At 41.8% G+C, this 12349-nt stretch carries 10 protein-coding genes; 6 read left to right on the top strand and 4 right to left on the bottom strand.

What is annotated here, in order from left to right:
• Positions 1-31 precede the first annotated feature (31 nt).
• Together BUC20_RS26295 and BUC20_RS26300 are read left to right on the top strand one after the other, a co-directional pair.
• Positions 32-1462 (top strand): S41 family peptidase, encoded by a 1431-nt coding sequence (locus tag BUC20_RS26295; protein WP_073235219.1) that lies wholly within the window; start codon positions 32-34, stop codon positions 1460-1462.
• A gap of 170 nt (positions 1463-1632) precedes the next feature.
• Positions 1633-2046 carry a DUF6896 domain-containing protein gene (locus BUC20_RS26300; protein ID WP_073235222.1) on the top strand — a complete coding sequence of 138 codons (414 nt, stop codon included), beginning with the start codon at positions 1633-1635 and terminating at the stop codon, positions 2044-2046.
• Positions 2047-2354: 308 nt separating this feature from the next.
• On the opposite strand, the gene BUC20_RS26310 is transcribed toward BUC20_RS26300, so the two are convergent.
• The 3 genes from BUC20_RS26310 to BUC20_RS26320 all read right to left on the bottom strand — a co-directional run bounded on the left by BUC20_RS26310 (position 2355) and on the right by BUC20_RS26320 (position 4584).
• On the bottom strand, positions 2355-2783 hold the full coding sequence (locus tag BUC20_RS26310) for a hypothetical protein (RefSeq protein WP_143166926.1): 429 nt from the start codon (positions 2781-2783) through the stop codon (positions 2355-2357).
• 47 nt (positions 2784-2830) lie between these two features.
• Positions 2831-3259 (bottom strand): hypothetical protein, encoded by a 429-nt coding sequence (locus BUC20_RS26315; protein WP_073235231.1) that lies wholly within the window; start codon positions 3257-3259, stop codon positions 2831-2833.
• Between the two features lie 68 nt (positions 3260-3327).
• Positions 3328-4584, bottom strand: a complete 1257-nt coding sequence (locus BUC20_RS26320; RefSeq protein ID WP_073235234.1) for an ROK family transcriptional regulator — start codon at positions 4582-4584, stop codon at positions 3328-3330.
• 360 nt (positions 4585-4944) lie between these two features.
• Here BUC20_RS26320 and BUC20_RS26325 point away from each other — a divergent pair, with 360 nt between their 5' ends.
• The 4 genes from BUC20_RS26325 to BUC20_RS26340 all read left to right on the top strand — a co-directional run bounded on the left by BUC20_RS26325 (position 4945) and on the right by BUC20_RS26340 (position 11768).
• Complete coding sequence (locus BUC20_RS26325) at positions 4945-6225, top strand: Gfo/Idh/MocA family oxidoreductase (protein ID WP_073235237.1); 1281 nt, start codon at positions 4945-4947, stop codon at positions 6223-6225.
• A 47-nt stretch (positions 6226-6272) separates the two neighbouring features.
• On the top strand, positions 6273-9701 hold the full coding sequence (locus BUC20_RS26330) for a 3-keto-alpha-glucoside-1,2-lyase-like domain-containing protein (protein WP_200801040.1): 3429 nt from the start codon (positions 6273-6275) through the stop codon (positions 9699-9701).
• A 92-nt stretch (positions 9702-9793) separates the two neighbouring features.
• Positions 9794-11251, top strand: a complete 1458-nt coding sequence (locus BUC20_RS26335) for a Gfo/Idh/MocA family protein (protein ID WP_073235240.1) — start codon at positions 9794-9796, stop codon at positions 11249-11251.
• Between the two features lie 217 nt (positions 11252-11468).
• The gene (locus tag BUC20_RS26340) at positions 11469-11768 is read left to right on the top strand and encodes a hypothetical protein (protein ID WP_073235243.1); all 300 of its coding nucleotides are present in this window, start codon (positions 11469-11471) and stop codon (positions 11766-11768) included.
• A gap of 5 nt (positions 11769-11773) precedes the next feature.
• Here BUC20_RS26340 and BUC20_RS26345 read toward each other — a convergent pair whose 3' ends face one another.
• Complete coding sequence (locus tag BUC20_RS26345) at positions 11774-12181, bottom strand: Dabb family protein (RefSeq protein ID WP_073235246.1); 408 nt, start codon at positions 12179-12181, stop codon at positions 11774-11776.
• Between the last annotated feature and the right edge of the window lie 168 nt (positions 12182-12349).

Genomic DNA, 12349 nt, shown 5'->3' on the forward strand with positions numbered 1-12349 from the left:
ACTTTTAAAATACGTTATCAATAATAGATAAATGAGGAAATTGCTGACCCTACTTTTTTGCCTGGTTACCTGTTCTTTGCAGAGCTGGTCGTTTGAAAATCATAAGGATTCCACTTTGTTCGATGTCAGTAAACTACGTGCTGATCTGACCTATCTTAAAGTAGTCCTGGAAAAAGCTCACCCGAGTTTATATCGATATGTTTCAAAAGATTCCTTAGACCAGATGTTTGATCAGACCTCGCTAAAGCTTAATGAGCCTATGGATGCACTTAAGTTCTGGCAGTTAACACAGACAATTGTTGCAAAAATAGGCTGTGGCCATACCACTATTATACCCGCTCTGCAAGCTAGAAAAGGACTCTGGGAGGATAATTATTTATTATTGCCATTTTACATCTCTATTCAGGACAACAGGCTTTTTATACAAAGGTATATTCAATCACCAGGTAAATCTGATTACAGGATTAAAGATGAAATTTTATCTGTTAATGGTCAGGATACCCGCCTGATATTAGCCCAAATGAGGAGTTTAGTGAGTAGTGATGGTTATAGTAATGCCTATAGGGACTATAAGCTCGAGATGGGGTCATTCAATTTGAATTATGCTGGTCTTAACAAAAACACATCCGACTTTAAAGTGGTTTTACGCAGAAAGGGAGCTACATGGACAACAACAATCAGCTCCAGAGTGACCACAAAGACATATAAGGAAATAGAACAGAATGAAGATCGGGATCTAATCGGAGTCAGCTACCCTACAGATATGAATTCTGTGGCAATTTTAAGAATTAAAGGATTTCGTTATGGTAATTTCTTACAGAAGAATGAGATGATCTTCAGAGAACTTGAGGCTAAGAAGATTGAAACTTTGATCCTTGATCTCAGAAATAATCCCGGTGGAAGGTCGGATATCGCTATTGACCTCATGAAATATTTAGTGGGTAAGAAATTTCGCTTTATCAAAAACACGGACGGTGTAGTCGATTTTGGTAGATTTTCTGCTTTGTTTAAAGGCAATAGACGTCCTGATTTATCCCTTTTGGAACAACTACCTCATCGGCCTTTTCAAAGAACATATGACAGTGATAAACGTCAGGACATCCACAAAATACAATTTAAAGGGAAACTGTTTTTATTGATCAATGAAGGCACTTATTCTACCTCAGCACTCCTGGCTTCTGCATTAAGAAGTCAGACAGATTGTTTGCTGGTAGGAACAGAAACCGGTGGTGGTGCTTTGGGATGTAATGGGGGCGCAGTTGTCAATGTGCCTTTGCCTGCAACAGGGCAGGAGCTGGTGCTTCCTTTAATGTGGACCTATGCTATAGGATCACGTCCATCAAAACCAGGTACAGGTGTATTGCCCGATTATGAGGTGGATTGGGGGGCTTTGATGGTGGATAGCCAGTCTCAGGCAAAGTCGGATCCGCTATTGTTAAAAATCAAAGGATTGATAAATTAGGAATGGTCAGGAATTCATTGTGACGAGTTTGCTGGATCCTAACCTGAACCTACCTTTGGAGGAGGTAAAATAGTGATAAAGACAAATTTTTATCGGTTAGTTAAGGTCAATTAAATATTGTTTTAACGGGAGTTTATGAAAAGAATAGCTAAATAGCATTACTGAAAATAATGGAGAATTTTTTAAATGAAGTTTTGATTGATTATGTCAATTTTATAGAGGGGTATAAGGATGAGATAAGAAGTCAAAATAAAACGGAGATCGATTTGATACAGATGAAAAATGGAAAAATTGGCCCCTATGATTTTTTTTATCATGGAGCCGGTTGCAGACTTGAAAGAGAAGGTGTTATTTGTGAATTTGATTTTCTGCCCGAAAATGATTTCCCTCTAAAATTTTCCAGCTGGGAAATACTTGAGTTTATCAATACCAGTAACAGGCAGAGCGATTTAAATTATAGTTTAGAAGATATTCACACAGGTTTGTTAGACCTGGTGAAAAAAGAAAAGCTTGTTCTGTTAGAATTGTTTGGGCGTAAGTTTCCGATCTTTCAAATTAAGGATGTCAAATATGAAAAACATTAAAACCGGCCCTGTAAGGTTGTATTTATGCTGGATTGGGCTGTGCTTAATCTTTTGGTTATTTATTCCGGTTTTAAGTGCCAATTCTCATACCAGCGCTCAGGTTCCATTTGTATTGGGGACTTATGCCGTTATGGCTTTAATCTGTGGCACATTTCTAATAAGCCTGCTGAACATATTTCTCTTTAGGGAATGGGTGAAGAAATTCAAGTATATAAGTGGTATGATAACTGTTAGTACAGGTGCTATAATAACTTGGTTTTTAATAAAAATGCTAACCTTATGATGAACTTAGGGAAAGGATTTACAGTTTAGTCAAATGCAACTTTTTCAGCTCCGGATACTTTTCTGATATGGCATGCACACTTACCTCCACTTACTTTTATAACTGTTGATTTCGTTTGATTTGTTTGTACTGATGTTCCGGTAACCTTGATGTCGTCGCCTTGTTCCAATAGCTTTGAGGTATAACTGTCGTCTATCACAATAAAAGCACCTGGTACCGGTTTTATGCCAGTGCTGAGTAAAGATTTAACGGTATCCCCGGTTCTGACCAGGATTGCACTGTAATCTTTTACCGCAGTAGGTGCTCCCTTGTTATCGGTAAAGCTGATGCCGACCGAACGAAAGTCTGTGGTACAGATGTTTTCCTTTTCGCAATAAGAGTCTACAGGTTTAGAACAGGAAAAAGCCAGCGTTACAGCTAGTACCACAAAAGCAACAGTATTAAATCTTCTCATGATTTTTAATATTTCTTTAAAACTTTGTTTTGTATAGAGCATTTGAATTAGTCAAATGCAACTTTTTCAGCTCCTGATACTTTTTCGATATGACAGGCACACTTTCCGCCACTTACTTTTATAACCGTTGATTTCGTTTGATTTGTTTGTACCGATGTTGCGCTAACTTTGATCTCATCTCCTGTTTCTGAAAGCTTTGAGGTATAGCTGTCGTCTATAACAATGAATGCCCCTGGTACCATGTTTGAAGTCGCATTTAAATTTGATTTAATCGTATCGCCGGTTCTCACAAGGACCGCGCTGTAATTTTTTGCTGCAGTAGACGCTCCTTTGTTGTCAGTAAAACTTACTGTTAGCGAACGAAATTCCTCTGTACACATCCGGTCCTTAGGACAGTCAGAATCTGTAGATTTAGTACAGGATAAAACAAGTGTTGCAGCGATGGCAATGAAAGGTATAGTGTTAAATTTTAACATGGTAAGTTGGTTTTTCTGATAAAACGTAAAACCAGAACTAAACGCTACAGCACAGCTTCTTATAAGATTTATTTCTTTAGTTTTTTCTTACTGAGGTAAGCCTCTAAAAACCGGTCTATTCCATCTGTTGCATAACCTAACAGTCGGGAGTTTTCGCCAAGCACAGAAGATTCTATCACCATTTCTTCTCTGATCTGTGTCATGCAATAGGTATTTATAGATTGTTGCATCGGTAAGGTGATGTACTGTTTCGCCTTTGCGATTTTTCCCGTTAACACAATCAGTTCCGGATTAAACAACTGTATCAGGATCGAGATTCCTTTGCCCATGTTTGCGCCGATGTTAGAGAGGAGCTGGATGGCATATTGATCGCCCCGGTTTGCGGCATTGATGATCGCTTCCGGTTCAATCCTTTCCAGTTCTTCTTTAGATAACTCATTGAGCATGGATTTTTTACCCAATAAAAGCCCTTCTCTCGCTGTTTTCGACAAAGCATTTCCTGAGGCGATGGTTTCCAGGCAACCATGTTTTCCGCAATAACAAAGCGCCCCGTTTTCTACAAACGGGATGTGACCGAATTCTCCGGAAAAACCTGTAGCACCTCTTCTGAGCTTGCCATCCATGATAATTCCCAGACCAACGCCCCAATCCATCAACAGAACGAGTGCATTCTTTTTCCCTTTGGCCAGTCCGTGGCGAAATTCAGCTATTGCTGATCCGGCCATGTCATTTTGCACAATAACGGGTAGATCAAGAGCTTTTTCAAAGGCTTCCACCAAAGAGCTGTTTTCCAGATTGTCGATCAGATAACTGTAGTTCTCGCCCTTTTCTGTGTTAACCAATCCAGGCATGCCTACATAACAACCAATTACCTTGCTTTTATCAATACCATTGGATTGTAATACCTCCTCAAGGAGCGGGAGTAAAATAGAGAAGAAATCTGTCCTGCTTTTAGAAATCGGCAAAGAAACAGTCCTGACCTCCGATATAAAATTGCAGTTGTTGTCCAGAATGGCAATTCTGGTGTCAAACAATTCTATATCCACACAGATGATCAGCGCCCTTTCGTCTTTTAAAGCATATAAATCAGGCTTCCTTCCTCCAATAGATACGCCACTGCCACTTTTTTCAATCCAGCCGATATTCACGAGGTCTGCCAAAAGCTTTAACATACTTGGAGTGCTGACACCTACCGCATCACACAAAGTGGAAATAGAAGAAGCGCCTTCAGAGAAAAGTTGTTTTAGGATTTTGTATTTATGGTTGAGGTGTTTATCATTCTTATGCTCTGAGAGAATTATATTTTTTAATAAGGAAAGGTTCATGGTGTTTACTTATTTATTCGAATAAGGTCAGTTTGCTTTAGTGAAATATTTATTAAAGTATATTATTTTAATAAAAAAATCATATTTCTGTTAAACTTAAATAAAAAATGTCATTATCTTCCCTAAACCAAATCTTTAGCTTGTAGTTCTTTTTCTGAGGTTAGCGTTATTTCGAAATACCACAAACTAAGCAGTTTTATGTTGCAAATTGCATGAAACGACGACCATGCTTAAGTCAGACGCGAAACCTGAAATTTTCTGTAAGAGGATGGATATAAGACCATTTTTAAGCTTAATTTGGCTGGGTAAATCAATTTAAAAGAATTAACACATAAAGACCATAATAACCACTAAACAACAATGGAACCGAAAACCCCAACAACACAAACTACGAGAAGAGATTTCATTACCAAGGCCGCCGTCGGACTGGCGGCTTTCACTATAGTGCCCCGCTATGTATTAGGAGGAACCGGATTTATCGCACCCAGCGACAAACTGACTAAAGCTGTAATCGGTGTAGGCTCTATGGGCCGTGGTCATTTTGGCTATGATGGTACTCAGGTGGTGGCCATTTGCGATGTGGATACCAGACACCTCAACAAAGCAGCATCGATGTTAGATAAAGGCGTGAAAACCTTTAGCGATTACCGCGAGCTGATCAAATTGCCCGAAGTAGATATTGTACACATTGCAACGCCTCCGCACTGGCACGGGATCATGTCTGTGGATGCAGCAAATGCCGGCAAAGACATCTGGTGTGAAAAACCAATGACCCACACCATTGGCGAAGGTAAACGCGTGATGGAGGCAGTACAAAAACATGGCAGCATGTTCCGTCTGAATACCTGGTTCAGGTTTAAAGATACTTTTTACGGAATGGGTACGACCGTAAAACCGGTAAAGAAATTAGTAGACAGTGGTTTGTTGGGTTGGCCTTTAAAGGTTACGGTAGGGAAACACACCGGTTACGACTGGAAGTTTTACTGGGTAGGGAAAGACAATCTTGCCCCTCAGCCTGTACCGGCAGAACTGGATTACGACAGATGGCTTGGCCCGGCACCGTATAAACCTTATAATGAACACCGTGTTCACCAGACTTTCCGCGGGTATTGGGATTATGATGGAGGCGGACTGAGCGATATGGGACAACACTATATCGATCCGATCCAGTATTTCTTAGGAAAAGACCATACCAGCCCGGTTTCTGTAGAGATCGATGCACCACAACAACATACTGATGCAGTGGGAACCTGGAGAAGGATCACTTATACTTACGAAGATGGTTGTCAGATCATTCTGGATGGCGAAGGAAAAGATACCAATGTGCCTTATATTGAAGGACCTAAAGGAAAACTTTATCCTGGATTTAAATCGGATATTCCGGACCTGGAACGCAAATTAGCCGCATTCCCTGAACCTGCACCACAGATGACAGACTTTGTGACCTCGGTTAAAACCAGACAGAAGTTTGCTTTAAATGAAGAGAACGGACACCGCTCATGTAACATTGTAAATATGGGATTGATCGCCCTGCGATTAGGCCGTTCATTGAAGTTTGATCCGGTAAAACAGGAGTTTATTGATGACGAAGGAGCAAATAGGTTGATTAACCCTGTAATGCGTGCCCCTTATACCATTTAATCTGCCCCTTAATGACTATTCAAATGAACACTTTACGCCCTATCACAATGATGAAAAAGATATGTTTTATCCTGCTGGCCGTCTTTATGCTGCAAAATGTAGCTCAGGCACAGGAGAAAAAAGACCAACGTACGGTCACCACCCGTATTGCAGATCTGCTTGCCCAAATGCCGGCAGCTGATAGCAAACTGTTAAAAAATAATGTGACAGACATCGCTCAGCTTGGAGAAGATGGATATGTGACCCTGATTACCGGACTTACCGCTCCGGGCAAAGGAAATAACTCGCTGCTGGAATATGCAATTGGCGGTTTCTCTGCTTATGTAACCCAAACGGGTCAGGAGAACTGGAGAAAAATGGCACTCAATGCCTATATCAAAGCTTTACCAAAACTGACAGATCCGCAAAACAAATCATTCATCATCAGCCAGCTGGAGCTGGTGGGTAAAGATGATGCAGTTGCTGCGCTGCAAGGTTTTCTGGCTGATCCATTGCTGGCAGATCCTGCAGGCAGAGCTCTGGTTAAAATCAACACTGTGGCTTCAAAAACGGCTTTGTTAAATGCTTTGGCCCAGGCCAATGGCGCAGCGAAACTTTCTGTCATTGAATCTTTAGGCGATAGCCGTTTTAATGGTGCTGCTCCGGCAATTAATGCCCTGGCGACAAGCACTGATCTGAACATCGCCAAAGTATCATTATATGCCCTTGCCTACATCGCAGATCCTTCTTCGGAAAGTGTTCTGGCTGCTGCTGCTGACAAAAGTGGATATAAATATGAAAATACCAATGCGGCGGGAGTATACCTGATCTACGCAGAGCAATTGCTTAAAAATGGCAATGCCACACTTGCAACGCAAATTGGAAAAAAACTGTTGGAGAAAACTACTGCTGATGAACTGGTAAATGTTCGTACAGGAGCGCTGAAGATTTTGGTGGATGCCAATAAAGACAACAACCAGCAAATCCTTCTGGATGCTGCGGGAGATAAGAACGCGAAATACCGTGCTGCTGCACTTAAATTTGCTGTTCCTTATGTAACTGCTGCTTCAACAGGGGCATGGGTTAAAAAATTAGGTCAGGTTGATGAGGCGGCAAAAGCTGATGTGGTTTATATGCTTGGCGAAAGCAATGCTAAAGAAGCCCTCCCTGCAATCCTGAAGTTGTTAAAAGATAAAGACCCGAATGTGAGGCTTGCGGCCATCAATGCGGCTACAACTATTGGTCAGGAGGGGGTTCTTCCTGAGCTTTTGAAAACCATAAGCAAAGGCGATGCAGCTGATGTTGCGGCGATTTCAGGCGCTATCGATAGAATGAAAGGAAATGGAATTACGCAAAAGGTTGCTGCTGCGATTCCTTCTGCTAAACCTGAAGTTCAGATTGCTTTAATTAATATTCTGGCCTCACGTGCTGCAAATACTGAATTAAGCACAGTGTATGCTCAGCTGAAAAATAAAAATCCGGAAGTACAGCAAGCGGCTTATGCGGCTTTAAGTCATGTGGTGATCAAGGATGATTTACCTAAGTTGTTTACTTTGCTGAATGAAAGTTCAGGCGCGCAGGAACTGGCGGTACAAGCTGCAATTATTGCTGCTGTAAACGGCCCTGGTGATCAGTCGCAACAAGTGGACGCGGTATTGCAACAAATGGCTACTGCTCCGGAAAACAAAAAACTGCTTTTCTACAAAGTGTTAGCCGGTTTAGGAGGAGAGAAATCATTAAAGGCGGTAAATGATGCTTATGATTCGGGCAACGAGCAGGTTCAAAAAGCCAGCCTGGATGCTTTGTCTTCCTGGGTGGATGGCAGCGCAGCTCCGTCATTAATTAAGATTGCACGTACCACAAAAAATCCTGCATTTTTGAATACGGCTATTGCGGGTTATTTACGTTCTATAGCCGAAAGTAGCGATCCTGCTGAGCAGAAGTTATTATTGCTTCGCAATGCAATGGCCGTGGCGCAGACTCCGGAACAGAAAAACCAGATCTTAAAAGCTACTGAACAGGCAAAATGTTTCAATGCGATCGTTTTTGCAGGTAAATATTTAGATGATGCTGCTTTACAACAGGCAGCAGCAAACGCGGTGATGAACATTACCCTGGCTGGTGAGTATAATGGCGACCTGGTTAAAGGTTTGTTAAACAAAACGATCGAAGTGATCACTGGTGCCGACAGTGGCTATCAGAAAGAAGGAATGCGCAAGTACATCGCTGAGATGAAAGCAGGTGAAGGTTTCGTTTCTATGTTTAACGGAACAGACTTAACAGGATGGAAAGGTCTTGTTGGAGATCCGATCAAACGCTCGAAAATGGATGCCAAAACATTGGCGGCAGAGCAGACAAAAGCTGATGCGGCTGCGCTGGAAAGCTGGAAAGTAGCAAATGGCGAATTACAGTTTGCAAGTCATGGTGAAAACCTGGTTACCGTTAAAAAGTATGCCGATTTCGAAATGCTGGTAGACTGGAAGATCATCGATGATAAAAAAGGAGAGGGCGATGCAGGGATCTACCTTCGTGGTACACCTCAGGTTCAGATCTGGGACAATGCCCGTACAAAGGTGGGTGCGCAGGTAGGTTCAGGTGGTTTATACAACAACCAGGTAAATGAAAGCAAACCACTGAAAGTGGCCGATAATAAACTGGATGAATGGAATACTTTCCGCATCGTGATGAAAGGCGACCGTGTGACGGTTTATTTAAACGGTGTTCTGGTTACAGATAATGTGATCCTTGAAAACTACTGGAATAAAAACATGGCGATTTTTGCTGAAGAGCAGATCGAATTGCAGGCACATGGTTCTCCGGTAGCTTACCGCGACCTTTACATCAAAGAGCTTCCACGTGTAAAACCTTTTGAGTTGTCCGCACAGGAGAAAAAGGAAGGGTATAAAGTGCTTTTTGATGGTACGAACATGCACAACTGGATGGGTAACACGACAGATTACGTAATCGAAGATGGAAACATTGCCATTCGTCCGAAACCAGGAAAAGGTTCTGGTGGTAACCTGTTTACGAAGGAAGAATTCAGCGATTTCGTTTACCGCTTTGAATTTCAACTGACTCCGGGAGCGAATAATGGCCTGGGCATCAGAGCACCTTTAGAAGGTGATGCAGCTTATGAAGGGATGGAATTACAAATTCTGGACAGCGAAGCACCAATCTATAAAGATTTACACATTTACCAATACCATGGTTCTATCTACGGAACAATCCCTGCAAAAAGAGGATTTTTAAAACCTGTAGGAGAGTGGAATTATGAGGAAGTAATTGTAAAAGGTCCTAAAATTAAAGTGATCCTGAATGGAACGGTAATTCTTGATGCCGACATTACTGATGCGAGAAAAAATGGTGCTGCTGATGGCAAACCTCACCCTGGATTGATGCGCAATAGCGGTCATATTGGTTTCCTTGGTCATGGTTCTCCGGTGCAGTTCAGAAACATCAGAATCAAAGACCTGAGCAAAGTAAGTAAAGTAAAATAATTTGAAAGAAGGCAATCTCCCGTTACACAGGTCTTATATTTACCTGTGTAACGGGAGATTTTGGTAATATCGTAATACAAAAGAATAAGAAAATGACTGAAGAAAATAAAGATTCAGCTGCAAATAGTTCAAGAAGAAACTTTATTAAAACGACCGCACTGGCAGCGGCCGGATTTATGATTGTGCCGCGTCATGTATTGGGCGGAAAAGGATTTTTAGCACCCAGTGATCGCCTGATGGTTGCTGGTGTTGGCGTAGGTGGAAAAGGGGAGAGTGATCTGGAAAGAATCTATAGCGGTGGTAAATCTGAAATTGCGTTTCTCTGTGATGTAGATGACAGAAGAGCTGCGGGATCGGTGAAGAGATTCCCTAAAGCTAAATACTATAAAGATTACCGGCAGATGCTGGATAAAGAGGCTAAAAATATAGATGGCGTGGTGATCTCCACACCAGATCATACCCATGCGATGATTGCCATGGCAGCAATGCAGCTTGGTAAACATGTGTATGTTCAAAAACCTTTAACCCATGATATTTTCGAAGCACGTAAGTTAACTGAAGCAGCCAATCGTTATAAGGTGGTTACCCAAATGGGAAACCAGGGTGCATCGGGAGATGGAGTGAGAAAACTACAGGACTGGCTTGATGCCGGCCGCATTGGCAAAGTAGAAACGGTATATTGCTGGACGGATCGTCCGGTATGGCCTCAGGGAATTTCCTGGCCAACTACAGGAGCTGCTGTTCCTGCGGAACTGGATTGGGACTTGTGGTTAGGTTGTGCGCCATTTAAGCCTTATATCGATAAAATGGTTCCTTTTAACTGGAGAGGTTGGTGGGATTATGGTACGGGAGCGCTGGGCGATATGGGCTGCCACCTTGTAGAGCCGCCTTTTAGAATCCTGGGACTGGATACGCCAATCGATGTACAGTGCAGCGTTGGTAGCGTATATGTGGATGAATTTAAAAGAGGATATTTCCCTGAAAGTTGCCCTCCTTCAAGTCATGTGATCATGACCTTTGAAAAAACGAAAAAAACTAAAGGGAACCTGGAGATCCATTGGATGGATGGGGGGATTAAACCCGAACGTCCGGAAGAGCTCGAAGCCAATGAGGCTTTTGGTTCAAATGGGGTCTTGTTTATTGGAACAAAAGGTAAAATGATGTGTGATACTTATGGCGCTAATCCAAGGTTATTGCCGTTATCGCGCAATGCGGAAGACCAGACCAAAGTGAAAACGCCCTTGGTAGAAGGTGGTGTTGATGGCCATTACAGACAATGGGCAGAAGCGGCAATTGCAGGTTATGGCAAGATCAACCTGAGTTCGCCATTTGAAACCGCAGGTCCGCTTACAGAAACGCTGTTAATCGCAAACCTGGCGATCAGGGGAACGGATGTCAGAAGAACTAAAGCGGATGGCAATGGTTTTGACTATCCTGGAAGAGACATTAAATTACTTTGGGACAAGCAAAACCTGAGGGTAACTAACTTCGACGAGGTAAACCAGTTTGTGAAAAGAGAATACCGGCAGGGCTGGAGCCTTGGGGTATAAATGAGACCTTTAGGGGATACTTAACACCCTTGATAAATGATATAATGAGGAGGCGGATATCTTTTTCCGGTGCGATGATCAGATCCAGGATCGGTTTAGCATGGGATGAAGATATCCGCTTTCTCATGATCAGCTATTTGTTGTTTTGTAAAAACGGATAAATCATCATTAAATATTAAATTACTCGTTAAACAGGAAACACTCATTAAACACGTTGATGGATTTAATAGAAGAATTAATGAATGCTACGGATCTTCATTTCGCTAAAGATGGGGAAGGAAACGAATTTGGTCTCAGGATCTGGGGAAGAGGAGAACACCTGTTTTTCAAAGAAAACAATAGGGGCTTAATCTGCTCAATTGATGCAGTCCACAGTGTTATTTATACTAAAAGTATTAAGGTCTGGGACAATACCGGAGAAAAAATAGGTAAAAAAGAAAGACTCAGAATTTCCAGGCTTATTGAGCAGTATTATAAGGCTTTTTATAATATTGAGGTGGTTTTAGATGGAATTTAGTGTGGTCAGGCCTCCAAGATGTCGTAAACCAATACTTTGCTCCACAGATGGCTGCAGTTTTTTATAAATTCCAGATGGATAGGGTGCGTCTGATAGGTGGCTTGTCCTTCAAGGTCATTAAAGAACAACAATTCTGATACGCTCCAGCTGCTGTCTATCACCTCACGTTTTTCCGTGCTGGCCACCACACCTACATGAATGTCCTGAACAGTTTCTATCTTTTTTAAAGTTTTTATGCCCTTGATCAATTGATCACGATCAGTTTGGGAATCGGGGTTTTTTAGCCAGAAGAATACATGGTGTACCACCGGATAAGGTTTGTTTTTATCTGACAATGGCATCGCGGATACGGCAGTTCCAGCTGCAATTAATGCGGCTGTTCCAAGAAACTTTCTTCGGCTGGGCTTTTTCATGAACACAAATTAGAAAAAAGGAGCGAGCTGTCCAAGGTATTTTTCTTATGGTCTGTTTTTGTAATTGAGTGTATCTAATAAATGGCAGATTAACTTGGCAAGGATATTTATTGCAAATCAATTAAAGTAGCTGTTGCGTGGTTGCTAAAGTTCCGGGTGATGTATTTG

It is taken from the genome of Pedobacter caeni (assembly GCF_900129215.1).
Classification (GTDB): Bacteria; Bacteroidota; Bacteroidia; order Sphingobacteriales; family Sphingobacteriaceae; genus Pedobacter; species Pedobacter caeni.

Bases quoted from the DNA above. Each gene is read 5' to 3' on its own strand.
- BUC20_RS26300 (WP_073235222.1), top strand. From the start codon at position 1,633: ATGGAGAATTTTTTAAATGAAGTTTTGATTGATTATGTCAATTTTATA.
- BUC20_RS26345 (WP_073235246.1), bottom strand. From the start codon at position 12,181: ATGAAAAAGCCCAGCCGAAGAAAGTTTCTTGGAACAGCCGCATTAATT.
- BUC20_RS26325 (WP_073235237.1), top strand. From the start codon at position 4,945: ATGGAACCGAAAACCCCAACAACACAAACTACGAGAAGAGATTTCATT.
- BUC20_RS26320 (WP_073235234.1), bottom strand. From the start codon at position 4,584: ATGAACCTTTCCTTATTAAAAAATATAATTCTCTCAGAGCATAAGAAT.
- BUC20_RS26340 (WP_073235243.1), top strand. From the start codon at position 11,469: ATGGATTTAATAGAAGAATTAATGAATGCTACGGATCTTCATTTCGCT.
- BUC20_RS26315 (WP_073235231.1), bottom strand. From the start codon at position 3,259: ATGTTAAAATTTAACACTATACCTTTCATTGCCATCGCTGCAACACTT.
- BUC20_RS26310 (WP_143166926.1), bottom strand. From the start codon at position 2,783: ATGAGAAGATTTAATACTGTTGCTTTTGTGGTACTAGCTGTAACGCTG.
- BUC20_RS26335 (WP_073235240.1), top strand. From the start codon at position 9,794: ATGACTGAAGAAAATAAAGATTCAGCTGCAAATAGTTCAAGAAGAAAC.
- BUC20_RS26295 (WP_073235219.1), top strand. From the start codon at position 32: ATGAGGAAATTGCTGACCCTACTTTTTTGCCTGGTTACCTGTTCTTTG.
- BUC20_RS26330 (WP_200801040.1), top strand. From the start codon at position 6,273: ATGATGAAAAAGATATGTTTTATCCTGCTGGCCGTCTTTATGCTGCAA.